Annotated in this window: 16 protein-coding genes and 1 tRNA gene; 13 read left to right on the top strand and 4 right to left on the bottom strand. The window is 71.5% G+C overall.

Going from position 1 to position 18,463, the window contains the following annotated elements:
* The first annotated feature begins 1 nt into the window (after nt 1).
* Both E1200_RS07805 and E1200_RS07800 read left to right on the top strand, forming a co-directional pair.
* Nucleotides 2–1,816, top strand: a complete 1,815-nt coding sequence (locus E1200_RS07805) for an ABC-F family ATP-binding cassette domain-containing protein (protein ID WP_131951129.1) — start codon at nt 2–4, stop codon at nt 1,814–1,816.
* Between the two features lie 19 nt (nt 1,817–1,835).
* Nucleotides 1,836–2,963 carry an amidase gene (locus tag E1200_RS07800; RefSeq protein ID WP_131951128.1) on the top strand — a complete coding sequence of 376 codons (1,128 nt, stop codon included), beginning with the start codon at nt 1,836–1,838 and terminating at the stop codon, nt 2,961–2,963.
* A 4-nt stretch (nt 2,964–2,967) separates the two neighbouring features.
* Here the strand turns inward: E1200_RS07800 and E1200_RS07795 are convergent, their stop codons facing one another.
* The 4 genes from E1200_RS07795 to E1200_RS07780 form a co-directional block, all read right to left on the bottom strand.
* Nucleotides 2,968–3,471 carry a MarR family transcriptional regulator gene (locus E1200_RS07795; RefSeq protein WP_131951127.1) on the bottom strand — a complete coding sequence of 168 codons (504 nt, stop codon included), beginning with the start codon at nt 3,469–3,471 and terminating at the stop codon, nt 2,968–2,970.
* Nucleotides 3,472–3,524: 53 nt separating this feature from the next.
* Nucleotides 3,525–4,337, bottom strand: coding sequence for a patatin-like phospholipase family protein (locus tag E1200_RS07790; protein ID WP_131951126.1), 813 nt, complete (start codon nt 4,335–4,337; stop codon nt 3,525–3,527).
* A gap of 391 nt (nt 4,338–4,728) precedes the next feature.
* Nucleotides 4,729–5,472, bottom strand: coding sequence for a TetR/AcrR family transcriptional regulator (locus E1200_RS07785; RefSeq protein WP_131951125.1), 744 nt, complete (start codon nt 5,470–5,472; stop codon nt 4,729–4,731).
* 53 nt (nt 5,473–5,525) lie between these two features.
* The gene (locus E1200_RS07780; protein WP_131951124.1) at nt 5,526–6,479 is read right to left on the bottom strand and encodes a fatty acid desaturase; all 954 of its coding nucleotides are present in this window, start codon (nt 6,477–6,479) and stop codon (nt 5,526–5,528) included.
* Nucleotides 6,480–6,841: 362 nt separating this feature from the next.
* On the opposite strand from E1200_RS07780, the gene E1200_RS07775 reads away from it, so the two are divergent.
* From E1200_RS07775 to E1200_RS07725, 11 genes are all read left to right on the top strand, one after another.
* Nucleotides 6,842–6,913 (top strand) — tRNA-Gln (locus E1200_RS07775).
* Nucleotides 6,914–7,068: 155 nt separating this feature from the next.
* Nucleotides 7,069–8,508, top strand: a complete 1,440-nt coding sequence (glmU, locus tag E1200_RS07770; protein WP_279484051.1) for a bifunctional UDP-N-acetylglucosamine diphosphorylase/glucosamine-1-phosphate N-acetyltransferase GlmU — start codon at nt 7,069–7,071, stop codon at nt 8,506–8,508.
* 110 nt (nt 8,509–8,618) lie between these two features.
* Nucleotides 8,619–9,599: a ribose-phosphate diphosphokinase gene (locus tag E1200_RS07765; RefSeq protein ID WP_131951122.1), complete on the top strand. Its 981-nt coding sequence runs from the start codon at nt 8,619–8,621 to the stop codon at nt 9,597–9,599.
* Between the two features lie 659 nt (nt 9,600–10,258).
* Complete coding sequence (locus E1200_RS07760; RefSeq protein ID WP_131951121.1) at nt 10,259–10,882, top strand: 50S ribosomal protein L25/general stress protein Ctc; 624 nt, start codon at nt 10,259–10,261, stop codon at nt 10,880–10,882.
* A 104-nt stretch (nt 10,883–10,986) separates the two neighbouring features.
* A complete protein-coding gene (gene pth / locus E1200_RS07755) occupies nt 10,987–11,562 on the top strand; it encodes an aminoacyl-tRNA hydrolase (RefSeq protein WP_131951120.1) in 576 nt (191 codons plus the stop codon).
* A 253-nt stretch (nt 11,563–11,815) separates the two neighbouring features.
* Nucleotides 11,816–13,291 (top strand): sugar transferase, encoded by a 1,476-nt coding sequence (locus tag E1200_RS07750; protein ID WP_131951119.1) that lies wholly within the window; start codon nt 11,816–11,818, stop codon nt 13,289–13,291.
* Between the two features lie 142 nt (nt 13,292–13,433).
* A complete protein-coding gene (locus tag E1200_RS07745; protein WP_131951118.1) occupies nt 13,434–14,390 on the top strand; it encodes a 3'(2'),5'-bisphosphate nucleotidase CysQ in 957 nt (318 codons plus the stop codon).
* Nucleotides 14,391–14,512: 122 nt separating this feature from the next.
* Nucleotides 14,513–15,430, top strand: coding sequence for a sulfate adenylyltransferase subunit CysD (gene cysD, locus E1200_RS07740; protein WP_131951117.1), 918 nt, complete (start codon nt 14,513–14,515; stop codon nt 15,428–15,430).
* Nucleotides 15,431–15,489: 59 nt separating this feature from the next.
* Nucleotides 15,490–16,752, top strand: coding sequence for a GTP-binding protein (locus tag E1200_RS07735; RefSeq protein ID WP_131951138.1), 1,263 nt, complete (start codon nt 15,490–15,492; stop codon nt 16,750–16,752).
* A gap of 104 nt (nt 16,753–16,856) precedes the next feature.
* Nucleotides 16,857–17,753: a glycosyltransferase family A protein gene (locus E1200_RS07730; RefSeq protein WP_131951116.1), complete on the top strand. Its 897-nt coding sequence runs from the start codon at nt 16,857–16,859 to the stop codon at nt 17,751–17,753.
* A gap of 95 nt (nt 17,754–17,848) precedes the next feature.
* On the top strand, nt 17,849–18,463 hold a 615-nt coding region (locus tag E1200_RS07725), incomplete at its 3' end, for a hypothetical protein (RefSeq protein ID WP_131951115.1).

The raw sequence follows: 18,463 nt of genomic DNA, 5'->3' as shown, positions 1-18,463 counted from the left end.
CGTGAATCTGATCAATCTTGAGAACGTCGCCAAGTCCTACGGGCCCAAGCCGCTGCTCGACGCGGTCTCCCTCGGCCTCGACGAGGGAGACCGCGTCGGGGTCGTCGGCCGCAACGGGGGCGGCAAGAGCACGCTCGTGTCCGTCGTCGCGCGCGAGACCGAACCCGACAGCGGGCGCGTCACCCACACGCGCGGGCTGCGGCTCGGCCTCCTGTCCCAGCGGGACGAGTTCCCCGAGGGCGCGACGGTCCGCTCCGTCGTGCTGGGCGACCGCGCCGAGCACGAATGGGCGGGCGACGTCCGCGCCCGCGACGTCCTCGGCGGCCTGGTCCCCGACCTCGACCTGGACGCGCCGCTCGCCGGCATGTCCGGCGGGGAGCGCCGCCGCGTCGCGCTGGCCCGGCTGCTCGTCCCCGACTCCGACCTGCTCCTGCTGGACGAGCCGACCAACCACCTCGACATCGAGGCGATCGCCTGGCTGGCCCGGCACCTGAAGGACCGCGGAACCGCGCTGCTCGTCGTCACGCACGACCGCTGGTTCCTGGACGAGGTCACCGAGCGGACGTGGGAGGTCGTCGACGGCCGCGTCGAACGCTACGAGGGCGGCTACTCCGCCTACGTCCTGGCGAAGGCCGAGCGCTCCCGGATCGCCGCCGCCACCGAGGCCAAGCGGCAGAATCTCCTGCGCAAGGAGCTGGCGTGGCTGCGGCGCGGCCCGCAGGCCCGCACGTCCAAGCCGAAGTTCCGGGTCGACGCCGCGCAGGCGCTCATCGCGGACGAGCCGCCGCCGCGCGACGCGGTCGAGCTGACCCGTTTCGCGACCGCGCGGCTCGGCAAGACCGTCTACGACGTGGAGGACGTGACCGTCGCGGTGGGGGAGGGCGACACTCGCCGCACCCTGTTCGACGGCATGACCTGGCGCATCGGCCCGGGCGACCGGATCGGCCTCGTCGGCGTCAACGGCAGCGGCAAGAGCACCCTGCTGCGGCTGCTCGACGGGTCGGTGGCGCCGCTCGCGGGGAAGGTGGTGCGGGGCAAGACCGTTCAGCTCGCGCACCTGTCGCAGAACCTCGAAGACCTCGACCCCGCCCGGCGCGTCCTCGAATCGGTCGAGGAGATCCGGCGCCGCATCACCGTCGGCAAGCGCGAGTGGACCGCGAGCCAGCTCCTCGAACGCCTCGGCTTCCAGGGCGACCGGCAGTGGACGCCCATCGGCGACCTGTCCGGCGGTGAACGCCGCCGCCTGCAGATCCTTCGCCTCCTGATGGGCGAGCCCAACGTCCTGCTTCTGGACGAGCCCACCAACGACCTCGACATCGAGACCCTCACCGAGGTCGAGGACCTCCTGGACGGCTGGCCCGGCACGCTGCTCGTCGTCAGCCACGACCGGTACTTCCTGGAGCGCATCACCGACCACGTCGTGGCGCTGCTCGGCGACGGCCGCGTGTCGATGCTGCCCGGCGGCGTCGACGAGTACCTCGAACGCCGCGCCGCCGGCGACGCCCCGAAGCCCGCGCGCTCCGCCGGGGCGGCGACCCCCGCGGCGAAGGTCGCGCCCGCCGCGGCGAAGCCCAAGGCCGGCGGGGCCAAGCCCAAGGCCGGCGGGCAGGACTGGAAGGCCCGCAAGGAGCTCGACCGGCTCGAACGCCGGCTGGAGAAGCTCACCGGGCAGGAGGCCGCGCTGCACGAGCAGCTCGCCGCGCACGCCACCGACTACACGAAGCTCCAGGAGCTCGACGCCCGGCTGAAGGACGTCCAGGCGGAGGCCGCCGCGGTCGAGGAGGAGTGGCTGATGCTGGCCGAGGACGTCGGCTGACGTCTGGGATGCTGGCCCGATGACGACCTGGATCATCAGGACGGACGAGCCGGGGGACGGCCCCCGGCTCGCCGTCAAGGACGCCATCGACGTCGCGGGGCTGCCCACCACCGCGGGCTGCGAGGCCGTCGCGGAAAGCGCCGAGCCCGCCGCCGCGGACGCCCCCGTCGTCGCCTCCGCCCGCGCGCAGGGCGCCCGCGTCGCCGGGAAGACGAACCTCAACGAGCTGTGCGTGGCCGCCGACGGCGTCAACCCGTGGACGGGCACGCCGGTGAACCCGCTGGACCCGTCCCGCATCCCGGGCGGCTCGTCCAGCGGCTCCGCGGTCGCCGTCGCGACGGGGGAGGCCGACGTCGCGTTCGGCACCGACACGTCGGGCTCCGTTCGGATTCCCGCGGCGTGCTGCGGCATCGCGGCGCTGAAGACCACCAGCGGCCGCGTCCCCCTCGACGGCGTCTACCCGCTGGCGCCGACGCTGGACACGGTCGGGCCGATGGGCCGCGACGTCGCCGCCGTCGTCCTCGGGATGCGCCTCATCGAGCCGGGGTTCGCGCCCGTGCCGTACGAGGAGTCCACGCCGATCGCGCGGCTGCGCCTGGACGACCGGGCCTTCGACATCGACCCGGCGATCGACGCCGCCGTGGACGACGCGCTGCGCCGCCTCGGCCCGATCACCGACGTGACGTCCGAGCACTACTACGACGCCGCCACGGCCAACGGCTTCTACGTCGCCGAGGAGGGGTGGCGGCAGAACGCCCACCTGATGACGGAGCCGCCGAAGATGAGCGGGCGGATCCACCGGCGGCTGCAGCAGCTCCAGGACGTGGTCGAGGCCGGGCGCTTCGACTGGGCGGTCCGCATCCGCGCGGCGATCAGGGCGGAGCTCGACGCGATCCTCGCCCGGCACGCCGCGATCGCGCTGCCCGTGCTGCCCGTCGGCACCCCGGAACCGGACGACGACGACCATTCCGACCTGCTGCTGACCTCGCTGAACGGGCAGGTCAACGTCGCGGGGCTGCCGGCGTTCGCGCTGCCGGTGCCGCTGCCGGGCTCGCATCTGCCCGCGTCCGTCCAGCTCATCGGCCCCGCGGGCGGCGAGGAGCGGCTCTGCGGCATCGCCGCCGCGCTGGAGGCCGCCCTCTCCTGAGCGCCTAGTGCCCTTCGGTGGTCTTGTCGAACGGGATGAGGAGGGTGCGGAGCAGGTCGGCGAGCAGTTCGCGCTGGCCCGGGGGGAGGCTCTCCAGAATCGCCTGCTCCCGTTCCAGCAGGTCGGCGAACGCGGCGTCCACCCGCGTGCGGCCCGCGTCGGTCAGCCGGACCAGGACGCCGCGCTTGTCCTGCGGGTCGGGATGCCGCTCGACAAGCCCGGCCGCCGCCAGCCGGTCTATGCGGTTGGTCATGGTGCCGGACGTCACCAGCGTCGCCCGCAGCAGCCGCCCGGGACTCAGCTGGTAGGGGCTCCCGGCCCGGCGCAGCGCGGTGAGCACGTCGAACTCCCACGACTCCAGGTCGTGGTCCGCGAAAACGGCGCGCCGGGCCCGGTCCAGGTGCCGGGCCAGCCGGGATACGCGGCTGAGGACCTGCAGCGGCCGGACGTCGAGATCCGGCCGCTCGGTGTTCCACGCCTCGACCAGCCGGTCGACCTCATCCTGCATGCCGACACCCTACCTGTCTTGATATCGAGAAACATGGCCGCGTCCCCGGCTCTTCACCGCCCCCGGACCGTGACGGCGGCCCGGATCCGCTCCGCCGCGGTCGTGGCCTGGCGGGAACCCGCCCGGTAGGCCGGGGTCCAGCGGGCCAGGTCGCCGACGTCGTCCCCGAACGCCTCCCGCCCGCCCTCGTCGGGGACGATCCGGACGTCGGCCGCCGCGCCGCCGAACGCCTGGGGGAGCGGCTCGACCAGGACGACCGGGCCGGCGTGCCGGGCCAGGTCCGCGTTGGAGCCGCCACCGAACGCGCCGTCCATGTAGCGCCGCCCGCCGATCGTCACGGGTTCGGCGTAGCCCGGGGCGGCGCTGCTCGCCGCCACCGCCGCGCTCAGCGGGACGCCGCTCGACGCGTCCCACACGACCGGCCTGCCCGACGCCACGTCCACGGCGGTGACGAGGAGGTGCCCATCGGGCCACTCGTCGGTCCCCACGAGGAACTTCATGCTCGTCCGGTGCCGCTCCTCGGGCAGCGCCGCCGCCTCCAGGGCCAGCCGCCCGATCCGCCGCCTCGCCTCGTCCGGGTCCAGGTCGGCGGTGCTGCCGATCTCGACCACGCCGGCCATCACGGACCCGTCCACCACCGGGCGCCGCTCGTCCGAGGGCGGCAGCTCCGCCACCGCGGCCAGGTCCCGGCCCGTGGCGATCATCGCGCCCGCGATCGCCCCCGCCGACGTCCCGACGATCAGATCCGCCGACGCCGGCTCCACGCCCGCCCGCCGCAGCCCCGCGGCGAGGCCCGCCAGCCACGCCGTCCCCACCGGTCCGCCGGGCCCGAGGACCAGCGCCCACCCGCCTCCACTGAGTTCCATGCCCCGACGATAGGGACGCCCCTGGCCGCGCGGCATCCGCCATCGGGCCTAGGACGCGGGAATTCTTGACATCAAGATATGGGTGGGGCATGCTCTCTCTTGATGTCGAGAAAAATAGTGCCGGGACACGGGTCCCCGGCCGAACCCTCGGCACACGCCAGAGCGACGCATCCCGCGGCACTGCCCGGGAGGCGGTCCGCCGCTCCCATAACCCCATAGACGGGATGCCGCCCGTCCGCCGAGGGAAGCTACTCGTTCCCCTGCGGTGTGCCAGCTCGGACGGGCGGGCGGCGTCCGGCGAATCCCGGTCTCGCGACCCGAGCCGGCGACCCCTGGCCGGTGGCCGCCCGGACGAACTCCGGACGGCCGCCGGTTGCCAGATCACCGGTCGTCAGGTCAGCGGGTCGGCGAGCCCGTCCAGGTCGCGGCGGCCCCGGCGCGCCTTCTCGGCCTTCGCGGCGGCCCGCCCCTCGGCCTTCTCCGCCTTTGCGGCGGCCTTCTCCGCGCGCCGCTCCCGGCGCTCCAGCTCCTTGCGGCGGCGGCGCGGGTCCAGCGACGGCCTCGGCTCCAGCCCGGACAGGCCGTTCCAGGCGAGGTTCACCACGTGCGCCGCCACGTCCTCGCGGCGGGGCTTGCGGACGTCCAGCCACCACTGGCCGGTCATCGCGACCATGCCGACGAGCATCTGCGCGTACATGGGCGCGAACCTGTCGTCGTAGTCGCGGCGGTCGAACTCCTGGGCGAGGACGTACTCGACCTCCCCGGCGATCTCGCTCAGCAGGCTCGCGTAGCTGCCGGTGCCCGTGCCGCCGTGGGAGTCGCGGACGAGGATGCGGAAGCCGTCCGGGTGCTCCTCGATGTACTGCAGCAGCGCCAGCGCGGCCTTCTCCAGCTTGCCCCGGTAGTGGATCGCGGAGTTCAGGGACTCGGTGACGAGCCGCAGCAGGCTCTCGAACTCGCGGTCCACGACGACCGCGTAGAGCCCTTCCTTGCCGCCGAAGTGCTCGTAGACCACGGGCTTCGACACCCCGGCCGCGGCGGCGATCTCCTCGACGGACGTGCCGTCCAGGCCGCGCTCGGCGAACAGCGAGCGGCCGATGTCGAGCAGCTGCTCGCGGCGTTCCTTACCGGTCATCCGCTTTCTGCGGGGTCTGGGCGCGGGTTCTGTCACAGGACCAATTGTGGCGGTCAAACGGCCTGCTCGGTGCGCCTGGCCGCCAGCCGGTCCTCGTTGGGCCACCGCACGTCGTAGGCGAGGCCGAGCTTCTCGAACATCCAGATGATGCGCGCGCTGATGTCGATCTGCCCCTTGAGGACGCCGTGCCGCGCGCACGTCGGGTCCGAGTGGTGCAGGTTGTGCCACGACTCGCCCAGCGACGGGATCGCCAGCCACCACACGTTGCGGGACTTGTCACGCACCTCGAACTCCTCCTTGCCGAACGTGTGGCAGATGGAGTTGATCGACCAGGTGACGTGGTGGACGAGGGTGATCCGCACGAACCCCGCCCAGAACAGCGCGGTCAGGAAGCCGGCCCACGACATCGTCACCAGGCCCCCGATGACCGCCGGCAGCAGGAACGACACCCCCACCAGCGCGGGGAACGCCAGGTGGATGCGCCTGAGGTCGCGGTCGTTCAGCAGGTCCTTGGCGAACCGCTCCTTGGACGTGCGGGCGCCGTCGAACAGCCAGCCGTAGTGCGCCCACCCCAGCCCCTTGGCGAGCGCCTTCCAGTCGTTGCCGAAACGCCACGGCGAGTGGGGGTCCATCTCCTTGTCGGAGTGCTTGTGGTGGCGCCGGTGATCGGCGACCCACGTGATGACGGGCCCCTCCATGGCGAGGCTCCCGGCGATGGCCAGGAAGATCCTCAGGCCGCGCTTGGCCTTGAACGACCCGTGGGTGAAGTACCGGTGGTAGCCGACCGTGATGCCCCCGGCCGAGATCAGGTAGAACACGGCCATGAGGATGACGTCCGTCCAGCCGAGGAACCTTCCCCACGCCAGCGGAACGACCGCGAACAGGGCCAGGAACGGCACGCCGGTGAACACGGCGATGAGCACGCGTTCGGCGTTGCCCCTGGGTTCGGGCGCGATCTCTGGACGCCGCTGCGGGCGAGGGGGATCCATGGCTGGAGCCGTTGTCATGCGTCACCACTTTCCTGTGGCTCGGGACAGCCTTACCTACGTCAACGTAACCTACGGAACCGTAGGTTCACAGCGACCGACTGGTAAATTGAGTACGAAACTGCCTCTCGCGCCACAAAACTCTCTTGCTCCGCTGATGGCCGTCAGACCTCACGGGCAGGCGGCCCGAGACACCACCTGGCGGAAGGTCCGGCGGGCTCGATGAGGGGTTGCCCACACCGGACGTTCTAAACCGTTAACGACATATCGGTCGACCGGCGCACCCCGGCCCCCTCCCGTGAATGAAGTGGGCTCGGCGCCGCCCGGCTCGGTATGGTTGTGGACCGGCCGGATCGCGACTCCGTCCGGCCCGCACATGACTTTCCGGCGTGGTGTAATCGGCAGCACAAGGGTTTTTGGTGCCCTTGGACAAGGTTCGAATCCTTGCGCCGGAGCTGCTGGGAGTCCTCCGCGCCCCGACCTCCGGGGTGACAGCCGGGAGAGGGGCGGTATCCTGCCCGTGTCGAGTGCGCTGCGACCTGCCATGCCCTGATGGCGCAGGTGGGCGTACTCGGTACCGATCCCGTCCGCGATGCCGAGGAGCCTCCTTGTGAGTGCTGCGAGCCGCCCGGCCGCCGTCATCGTTCTCGCCGCGGGCGAGGGCACCCGGATGAAGTCCCGCACCTCGAAGGTGCTGCACGAGCTGTGCGGGCGCAGCATGCTCGGCCACGTGCTGGCCGCCGCACGCGACCTGGAGCCCGAGCGGCTCGTGGTCGTCGTCGGCCACCGGCGCGAGCAGGTCGTCGAGCACCTCTCCCAGGAGGCGCCGGACGCGGAACCCGCCGTCCAGGAGCACCAGGGCGGGACGGGCCACGCCGTCCGGATGGCCCTGGAGCAGACCGGCGCCCTCGACGGAACCGTCGTCGTCACCAACGGCGACCACCCCCTCCTGCGCGGCGAGACGCTGGCGGCGCTCGTCCGGACGCACGAGTCCGAGGGGAACGCGGCGACCGTCCTGACGACCGAGATTCCCGACGCCACCGGTTACGGCCGGATGGTCCGCGCCGCCGACGGAAGCGTCGAGGCGATCGTCGAGCACAAGGACGCGACCGACGAGCAGCGCGCCCTGAACGAGATCAACGTCGGCATGTACGCCTTCGACGGCGCCCTGCTGGCCGACGCGCTCAAGCGCGTGACCACCGACAACGCCAACGGCGAGGAGTACCTCACCGACGTCGTGGCGATCGTCCGCGGCGACGGGCACCGCGCCGGCGCGCACCTGGTCGCCGACTGGGTGGAGACCCAGGGCGTGAACGACAGGGTCCAGCTCGCACAGGCCAGAAGGCAGCTCAACGACCGGATCCTGGAAGCGCACATGCGGGCCGGCGTCACGATCATCGACCCCGCGACCACCTGGATCGACGTCCAGGTAACGATCGAGCAGGACGCCGAAATCCTCCCGGGCACCCAGCTGCACGGCCGGACCCACCTCGCCGAAGGCGCCCGCGTAGGCCCCGACTCCACCCTGACGGACACCCGCGTAGGCGAGAACGCCACAGTGATCAACGCGGTATGCCTGGAATCGGAGATCGGCCCCGAGGCCACGGTCGGCCCCTACGCCTACCTCCGCCCGGGCACCCGCCTGGCCCGCAAGGCCAAGGTCGGCGCCTACGTGGAGACCAAGAACGCCGACCTGGGCGAAGGCGCCAAGGTCCCGCACCTGACCTACGTCGGCGACGCCGAGATCGGCGACGGCTCCAACATCGGCGCGGGCTCGGTGTTCGTGAACTACGACGGTGTCGAGAAGCACCGCAGCGTGATCGGCTCGCAGGTCCGGGTCGGCAGCGACAACATGATCGTCGCCCCGGTCACGGTGGGCGACGGCGCCTACACGGCCGCCGGCTCGGTGATCATCCAGGACGTCCCCCCGGGCGCCATGGCGGTCGCCCGGGCCAGGCAGCGCAACGTCGAGGGCTGGGTCGAGCGCCGCCGGGCGGGTACGCCCGCGGCCGAGGCCGCCCGCCGTGCGCGCGAAGAGGACGCGTCCTAGGGCGCCGTCGACGAATCGCCCAGGCATCCGCCCGCCGGACTGTTGCGGTGCGCGGTAGTGGGGACAACACCCACATGAAATGAAGTTCCGTTGAGGGGGAGTTGTCAGAGGTGAGTGGGATCAAAGCGAGTGGCCAGAAGAAGCTGATGCTCTTCACCGGCCGAGCCCACCCGGACCTGGCCAAGGAAGTAGCCGACAACCTCCATGTCGAGCTGACGCCGACGTCCGCGTACGACTTCGCGAACGGTGAGACGTTCGTGCGGTTCCTGGAGTCGGTGCGCGGTTCCGACGCCTTCGTGATCCAGAGCCACACCGCGCCCATCAACCAGTGGATCATGGAGCAGCTCATCATGGTGGACGCGCTGAAGCGCGCGTCGGCCAAGCGCATCACGGTCGTGGCGCCGTTCTTCGGCTACGCGCGCCAGGACAAGAAGCACCGGGGCCGCGAACCGATCTCGGCCCGCCTCATGGCGGACCTGTTCAAGACCGCCGGCGCGGACCGCCTGATAGCCGTCGACCTGCACACGGCCCAGATCCAGGGCTTCTTCGACGGCCCGGTCGACCACCTGTTCGCGCTGGACCTGCTGGCCCAGCACTTCGAGAGCCGCCTGGACACCTCCCAGGTCACCGTGGTGGCGCCCGACGCGGGCCGCGTCCGCGTCACCGAACGCTGGTCCGACCGCCTCGGCGGCGTCCCGATGGCCATCATCCACAAGAAGCGCGACCCGGACGTGGCCAACGAGGTCAAGGTCTTCGACGTGGTCGGCATGGTCGAGGGCCGCACCTGCGTCATCGTCGACGACATGATCGACACCGGCGGCACCATCATCAAGGCCGCCGACGCCCTCTTCGACCAGGGCGCCAGCCGAGTAGTGGTGGCCGCCACCCACGGCGTCCTCTCCGGCCCCGCCGTGGACCGCCTGAAGAACTCCCGCATCTCCGAGGTGGTCCTGACGAACACCCTCCCCATCCCCGAGGAGAAGCAGTTCGACAAACTGACCGTCCTCTCCATCGCCCCTCTGGTGGCCCGAGCCATCAACGAGGTCTTCAGCGACGGCTCAGTAACCAGCCTCTTCGGAGGAATTAGCTAACAACCGCCACAAACCTGCACCGTCCGCGGTTTCGAGCCTGCGAGAAACGAGCGAGCGCAGCGAGCGAACTCACCCCAGCCGCTCACGTGCCAAAGCCCGAGCAAGCGAGCGCAGCGAGCAACGCGTCACCGACGCGCACCCTCCGCGTTCCGAACCCGCAAGAAGCGCAGGCACAACGAGCAACCAACGCAGACGTGCACCCTTCGCAGGTTTCGAGCCTGCGAGAAACGAGCGAGCGCAGCGAGCGACCAACCCCAGCCGTCCGCACCCGCAGACCCCAGCCGCGACAGCACCCCGCGTCAACGGAAACGCCTGCGATCGCGTCCGAAGGCAGGTTCCGAGCCTGCGAGGAACCTGATCGCGCAGCGAGCCCCCAGGGCGAGTCGAAGCGATGCAGCGATCGCGCCGCAGTGCTCGCCGAAGGGAAGGCCCCCCAGGGCCTGACCGCCAAGAGCACTGCAATAAGTACTGCTAGACTTTGTTAACCCGCGTGTGCCCGGGTCGTCAGTGCGGTGTCGTAGTGGAGCCGCATTCCCCGGGGGAACGCAAAGAATCTTTGGGAGCGCACGTCCTGTCGGCGTGCGTGCATCGCAACGCTCTGTCCGTAGCGGACGTCCGTGCCGGACGGCCGTGGATCGCAACAACGAGGAGTTTCAGCCGTGTCCGAGGTACGCATCGCCGCCGAGCCGCGCACCGAGTTCGGTAAGGGTGCCGCGCGGCGCACCCGCCGGGCCGGCAAGGTGCCCGCCGTCCTCTACGGTCATGGCACCGACCCGCAGCACATCTCGCTGCCGGGGCACGACCTGATGCTGGCGCTGAAGACGCCGAACGTGCTGCTGACGATCGAGGGGCTCGGGGACGGTCCGAGCCTGGCGCTGCCGAAGGACGTCCAGCGGGACCCGATCAAGGGGTTCCTGGAGCATGTCGACCTGCTGATGGTGAAGCGGGGCGAGAAGGTCGTGGTGGATCTGCCGGTGCAGATCGTCGGTGATGTGGTGCCGGGCGGCCAGGTGGCGCAGACCGAGGTGGAGATCTCGGTGGAGGCGGAGGCCACGCGCATTCCGGAGTCGGTCGAGGTCGACATCACCGGGCTGGAGATCGAGAGCCAGGTGCTGGCGCGGGATCTGAAGCTGCCGGAGGGCACGACGCTGGCGGCGGACGAGGAGATCCTGATCCTGCAGATCGCCGACGCGACGGCGTCCACGGAGCCGGAGGGCGAGGGCGACGCCGAGGCGGAGGGCGCCGAGCCCGCCGAGGGTGCGGCGGAGGGCGCCGCCGAGTGACGCCGGCGCCGGTGTGCGGCCGGTAGCCGGGCCGGCATCGTCTTTCACGGCCCCCGCGGTGTGCGTGTGCGCACCGCGGGGGCCGTGTTCGTTCGTGTGGAGGGTTGAGGGTGGATCTATGGTTGGTGGCCGGGCTGGGCAACCCGGGGCCGTCGTATGCGCGGAACCGGCACAACGCGGGGTTCATGGTGCTGGACGTGCTGGCGGAGCGGGCCGGTGGGAGGTTCAAGTCGCATCGGGCGCGGGCGGACGTGCTGGAGGGGCGGCTGGCGGGTGCGCGGGTGGTGCTGGCGAAGCCGCGTTCGTTCATGAACGTGTCGGGCGGGCCGGTGAAGGGGTTGTGCGATTTCTACAAGGTGCCGGTGGAGCGGCTCGTCGTCGTCCATGACGAGCTGGACATCCCGTTCGGTGCGGTGCGGCTGAAGCAGGGCGGCGGTGACAATGGTCACAACGGGTTGCGGTCGGTGACGCGGTCGCTGGGGTCGCGTGAGTATCTGCGGGTGCGGTTCGGGGTGGGACGGCCGCCGGGGCGGATGGACGCGGCGGCGTTCGTGCTGAAGGATTTCTCGGCGGCGGAGCGCAAGGATCTCGATCTCGAGGTGGCGCGGGCGGCGGACGCGGTGGAGGCGTTGGTCGCGGACGGTCTCGCGGCGGCGCAGAACGTCTTCCACGCCGGCTGACCGGATCCGGCCACGAGAGCCGCGTTCCACGGGTGGCGCGGGCCGTGTTGACCGCGGCTTTAAAGGCCGTTCGTCCGGGTGCGTAGGGGTTCCCGAACTGATGTCACGGTTCGCGGCCTGACCACGGTAAAGGGAACGTAGGATGCAGGTCGTGCGAGGTTCAAGATGCTTGTGAACCTCAAGCGGCGTTCAACCGTCTTCGGTGTGAATCGCGCTGATGGGGCGCGCGTTACAGGGGATTGGTGAGTGGTGTATGGCCGTCGTTGACAAGGTTCAGGCCGAGTCATCGATTCGCCATGAGCCCAAGCGCTCTTCGTCCCAGAACTGGGCCGGATCATACCGCCGCAAGGCTCTCTATCTGGACTTCCTGAGCATGCTGGCGGCCGGCGTGATCGCGTTCGTGCTGCGGTTCCCCGGGGTGCCGACCGAGCTGAACGCCCCGTACGTGGCGCTGACGGTGGTGCTCCCCATGGTGTGGCTGCCGACGCTGATGCTGTGCCGGGCCTACCAGCCGCGGTACGTCGGCGTGGGCTACGAGGAGTTCCACCGCGTGATCCGGGCGGGCTTCATCCTCACCGCCACGGTCGCGATCGTGGCGTACGCGACGAAGACCGAGGTGGCGCGCGGGTACGTGGTCATGGCGCTGCCGCTCGGGACGTTCCTGAACCTCGTCATGCGGTACCGCCTCCGCAAGTGGCTGCACAACAAGCGCTGGAAGGGCGAGTGCATGCGGCGCGTGGTCGCCGTGGGGCACCGCACGTCCGTCGCCGACCTCATCAAAGTGCTGCGGCAGAAGCGCTACCACGGGATGGACATCGTCGCGGTGTGCCTGCCCCCCGCGCTCGCGTCGGGTGACGACGCGGTCGCCGAGGTGGAGGGCGTGCCGGTGATGGGCGACTTCTCCCAGGCCGCCGCGGTCGCGGACCGGATCGCCGCCGATTCCGTCGCGGTGCTGGCGTGCCCGGAGATGGACGGGGTGGCGCTGCGCCGGCTGGCGTGGCAGATCGAGCGGGACGACGTGGAGCTCGTCGTCGCGCCCGCGCTGATGGACGTGACCGGCCCGCGAATCTCGATCCGCCCGGTGTCGGGCCTGCCGCTGCTGCACGTGGAGCACCCCGAGCTGGACGGCGGCCGCAAGATCTTCAAGGGCCTGTTCGACCGCACCGCCGCGCTGGGCGGGCTGGTGCTGCTGAGCCCGCTGCTGCTGGTCGTCGCCGTCCTGATCAAGATGACGAGCTCCGGGCCGGTGCTGTTCCGGCAGGCGCGGGTGGGCCGCGGCGGCCGCGAGTTCACCGTGCTGAAGTTCCGCACGATGGTGCAGGACGCGGAGGCCCGCAAGGTCGAGCTGCTGGAGCGCAACGAGAACGACGGGGTGCTCTTCAAGATCCGGGAGGATCCGCGGATCACCCGGGTGGGGCGGTGGCTGCGCCGCTACTCGCTGGACGAGCTGCCCCAGCTGATCAACGTGCTGCGCGGGGAGATGTCGCTGGTCGGGCCGCGTCCGCCGCTGCCGGAGGAGGTCGCCCAGTACGGCGGCGACGTCTACCGGCGGCTGGTGGTGAAGCCGGGGCTGACCGGGCTGTGGCAGGTGAGCGGCCGGTCGGACCTGTCGTGGGACGAGTCGGTCCGGCTCGACCTGCGGTACGTGGACAACTGGACGCTCGCGCTGGACCTGCAGATCATGTGGAAGACCTGGTCGGCGGTCTTCCGCGGCTCCGGGGCGTATTGACCGGGGCGTATTGACCGGGGCGTGTCGGCGGGGGCGCGTCACCCGGGCCGGTCCGGCCGCGGGGACCTGATCCGCGGCGGCGGGGCACCCGCATGAGAAAGTGGATCGAACAGACCAGTCGAGTCGGGAATGTGATCAAGGGATGACGGACGATGGCGCCCGCGGCGGGGCGGCGGACGACCACGCCCTGGCGGCGGAGCTCGCCGGCACGGCGGGCCGGCTGCTGCTCGGCGTACGGGACGAGCTGGGGTTCGCCGACGCGCGGGCCCTGAAGGACACGGGCGACCTGCGGGCGCACGAGTACCTCATGGCGGCGCTCGCGGAGCACTGTCCCGGCGACGCCGTCCTGTCCGAGGAGGGCCGCTCGTCGGCCGCGGGCAAGCGGTCCCGCGGCGACGACCGCGCGCCGACCCGCAACACCGCCGACGCCGAGCGGGCCACCGCCGGCCGGGTGTGGATCATCGACCCGCTGGACGGCACCCGCGAGTTCTCCGAGGAGGGCCGCCGCGACTGGGCCGTCCACGTGGCGCTTTGGCGGCGCGACGCGTCCGGCGCGGGGCGGCTGGCCGCCGGGGCGGTGGCGCTCCCGGCGCAGGGCCTGACGCTCCGGACGGACGCGACCGGCGGCGCCTCCCTCGTCCGCACCGACGCGGGGGAGCCCGACCCGGTGACGGCCGGGTCGCGGACCGCCCGCAGGACGCCGCCCCGCGAGGTGCCGCTGCACGCCCCGGCGCCGGACGCCGGCAAGCTGCGCATCGCCGTCAGCCGCACCCGGCCGCCGGAGTTCGTCCGGCGGCTCGCGGAGGTCGTGGACCTCGACGTCGAGCTGGTCCCGATCGGGTCGGCGGGGGCGAAGATCTCCGCGGTGCTGCTCGGCGAGGTCGACGCCTACGTGCACGCCGGCGGCCAGTACGAGTGGGACTCGGCGGCCCCGGCGGCGGTCGCGCTGGCCGCGGGGGCGCACGCGTCCCGGGTCGACGGTGCCGCGCTGGAGTACAACCGGGAGGACCCCCGGCTGCCGGATATCCTGGTGTGCCACCCCGTGTCCGCGTCGACGCTTTTGGCCGGCATCCGGGAAGTGAGCGGCGCCCTGCCGTGACCGGGCCCGGTGCCGGCGAGGCCCCGCCGGGGCGGGCCGGCGTTCGATCCGGTGGGAAGGCGCCCGCACTTCCGTGCCACCGGTTGCATCTGCCAGAGAAGCGTGGAGAGAAGCCACAGACCATGCAGCGTTCCGATTATCTGCTGTCCCAGCTAGACGTCCTCGAAGCGGAGTCGATCCAGATCTTCCGGGAGGTGGCGGCCGAGTTCGAGCGGCCGGTGCTGCTGTTCTCGGGCGGCAAGGACAGCCTGGTGATGCTGCGCCTGGCCGAGAAGGCGTTCTGGCCCGCGGCGATCCCGTTCCCGGTGATGCACGTCGACACCGGCCACAACTTCCCCGAGGTGATCGAGTTCCGCGACGCCCGGGTCGCCGAGCTGGGCGTCCGGCTGGTGGTGGCGTCGGTGCAGGAGTCGATCGACAGCGGCCGCGTCGTGGAGCAGAAGGGGCGCCGGGCGTCCCGGAACCGGCTGCAGACGACGACGCTGCTGGACGCGATCGAGGAGCACCGGTTCGACGCCGCGTTCGGCGGGGCGCGCCGCGACGAGGAGAAGGCCCGCGCCAAGGAGCGGGTGGTGTCGTTCCGCGACGAGTTCGGCCAGTGGGACCCGAAGAACCAGCGGCCGGAGTTGTGGAACCTCTACAACACCCGGATCACGCAGGGCGAGCACGTCCGGGTCTTCCCGCTGTCGAACTGGACCGAGCTCGACATCTGGGACTACGTCCGCCGCGAGGAGCTGGCGCTCCCGCCGATCTACTTCGCGCACACCCGCCGGGTGTTCGAGCGCGACGGGCTGCTGCTCGACGCCGAGACGGGCTTCGCGAACCGCGGCGACGACGAGCCGGAGTTCGAGGCGGTCGTCCGGTACCGGACGGTGGGGGACGCGTCCTGCACCGGCGCCGTGAAGTCGAGCGCCACGTCCCTCGACGAGGTGATCGAGGAGATCGCGGCCACGCGGATCACCGAGCGCGGGCAGACCCGCGCCGACGACCGCACCAGCGAGGCCGCCATGGAGGACCGCAAGAAGGAGGGCTACTTCTGATGGCCGGCAACGAGTCCCGGACGGACCGGCCCGCGCGGGCCCAGGAGCCGGCCAAGTCGATGGACCTGCTGCGGTTCGCGACCGCCGGCAGCGTGGACGACGGCAAGTCGACGCTCATCGGGCGGCTGCTGTTCGACTCGAAGTCGATCTTCGAGGACCAGCTGGAGTCGGTGGAGAAGACCAGCGCCGACCGGGGCGAGGAGTACACCAACCTCGCGCTGCTGACCGACGGGCTGCGCGCCGAGCGGGAGCAGGGCATCACGATCGATGTCGCCTACCGCTACTTCGCGACGCCGCGCCGCAAGTTCATCATCGCCGACACGCCGGGGCACATCCAGTACACCCGCAACATGGTGACGGGCGCGTCCACCGCCGACCTGGCGATCATCCTGGTGGACGCCCGCAAGGGCATCCTGGAGCAGTCGCGGCGGCACGCGTTCCTGGCGACGCTGCTGCAGGTGCCGCACCTGGTCGTGGCGGTCAACAAGATGGACCTCGTCGACTACGACCAGAACGTTTACGAGGGCATCGTCGACGAGTTCACGGCGTTCGCGTCCAAGCTGGACGTGACCGACCTGACGTTCGTGCCGATCTCCGCGCTGCACGGCGACAACGTCGTGGAGCGCAGCGTGAACATGCCCTGGTACGAGGGGTCGTCGCTGCTGCACCACCTGGAGCACGTCCACATCGCGTCGGACCGGAACCTGATCGACGTCCGGTTCCCGGTGCAGTACGTGATCCGCCCGCACGCGTCCACGGACCCGGAGCTGCACGACTACCGCGGCTACGCGGGGCAGGTCGCGGGCGGCGTCCTCAAGCCGGGCGACGAGGTCGTGCACCTGCCGTCGGGGCTGACCACGACGATCACCCACATCGACGGGCCGCGCGGCCCGGTCGAGCAGGCGTTCGCGCCGATGTCGGTGACGCTGCGGCTCGCCGACGACATCGACATCTCCCGCGGCGACATGATCGCGCGGCCGAACAACCGGCCCGAGGTCGCGCAGGACCTCGACGCGATGGTGTGCTGGATGACCCCCGACCGCACCCTCTCGGCGCGCTCCAAGCTGATCGTCAAGCACACCACCCGCACCGCGAAGGCGCTGGTGAAGGAGCTGCACTACCGGCTGGACGTCAACACGCTCCACCGGGACGAGCAGGCCACGGAGCTCGGCCTCAATGAGATCGGCCGCATCTCCCTGCGGGTGACGCAGCCGCTCTTCGTCGACGACTACGGCCGCAACCGCTTCACCGGCGGCTTCATCCTCGTCGACGAGACCACCAACAACACCGTCGCCGCCGGAATGATCACCGGCACGAGCTGACCGGCCGCCGCGGGGCCGCACGGTCCCGCGGCACGGTCCTCCCCCCGGCTCCCGCACCGTAAGTCCCGACCAGCTCGACCTCCCGACCAGCAAGGCAGGACCCGATGCCACCATCCGTGGGAGTCGTCCTCCCGACCCACAACCGGCCGGAGCTGCTGCGCCGCGCGCTGGAGTCGGTCCTCGCGCAGGACTACGAAGGCGAGCTGCGCGCCGTGGTGGTGTTCGACCGGGCGGAGCCGGACATGTCGCTCGCCGGGGACCGCGTCGAGGTGATCGCCAACACCCGGGAGCCGGGCCTGGCGGGGGCCCGCAACTCGGGCATCCTGGCGCTGGACACCGACCTCGTCGCCTTCTGCGACGACGACGACCAGTGGCTGCCCGGCAAGCTCGCCGCGCAGGTGAAGGCGCTGGAGGGGGAGCCCGGCGCGGTGCTGTGCAGCGCCGGGATCGTGGTCGACTTCGACGGCCGCGAGCTGCCCCGGCTCGCCGGGACCGACCGCGTGACCTACGACGCCCTCATCCGCGACCGGATGATGAGCGTCCACTCGTCCACCTATGTGGCGCGGCGCGAGCCGCTCATCGAGATCGGCATGGTGGACGAGACGATCCCGGGCAGCCAGGGCGAGGACTGGGACCTCGCCCTGCGCGCCGCCCGCCGCCACCCCGTCGTCAACGTGGACGAGCCGTACGTCCGCGTCCTGTGGGGGCTGACGTCCTACTACGCGCAGGCGTGGGAGACGAAGGTCGCGGCGCTGGAGTGGTTCCTGGAGCACTACCCGGAGATCGGCGACGTGCCGGGCGCCGCGGGCCGGGTCTACGGGCAGCTCGCGTTCGGGTGCGCGACCGTCGGCCGGCGGCGGGACGCGCTGCGCTGGTCGGCGCGGGCGCTGCGGGCCAACCCCGCCGAGCGGCGGGTGCCGTTCGCGCTCGCCGTCGCGTCGGGGGCCGTGTCCGGCAAGCGCGTCCTGCTCGCGCTGCACACCCGGGGCCGCGGCATCTGACCCATCGGTGCCGTTTTCCCGGCTTCGGGCACCTTTCCCCACGTCACGCCGGTACTGTCAATGGTCGCCGCAGAGTGTTAGAAGGAGCCGCTCTCGTGAACATCTCTTCCCGCCGCATCGTCGCGTCCGGGGTGCTGACGCTGGCGCTGACGCCCGCGATCGGGCTGGCCGCGGCCGCCCCCGCGGCCGCGGAGGTCGACCTCGACGCGGTCGCCGAGGGCATCGGCGAAAGCGGCTACTACGTCGACTCGAAGGCCAAGTACTACGAGTCGGACGGGGCGCAGGAGCTGCTCCGCCAGGCCCAGGGGCGCTCCGTCCCGGTCTTCGTCGCGGTCGTCCCGGCCGGGAACGACGCAGGGCAGATCCTGCAGCGGCTCCCCGGCATGCTGAACCGCAAGGGCACCTACGCGGTGCTCGCCGGCGACCAGTTCCGGGTCGCGTCGAACACGCTCCCGGACGGGCAGGTGAACACCGTCTACAAGAAGGCGGTGAAGGCCGGCAACGGCAAGCCGGACGTGGCGCTGCTCCGGTTCGTGCAGACGCTGCCCGAGTCGAAGTACGCGCCGCCGAAGCCCGGCCTGCCCGGCAACAACGGCAAGCCCGCCCCGGAGACCCCGCCCGCGGAGGTGCAGCAGCGCGAGGAGAAGACCCTCGCGGAGTCGCAGCCGACCGCGCCCGCCGAGGGCGCTCCCGAGGCCGCGCCGAAGGAC

Origin of the sequence: Actinomadura sp. GC306 (assembly GCF_004348665.1) — a bacterium.
GTDB lineage: Bacteria > Actinomycetota > Actinomycetes > Streptosporangiales > Streptosporangiaceae > Spirillospora.
The sequence above is the reverse complement of the archived record's forward strand: the minus strand, read 5'-3'. Positions and strand labels throughout refer to the sequence as shown.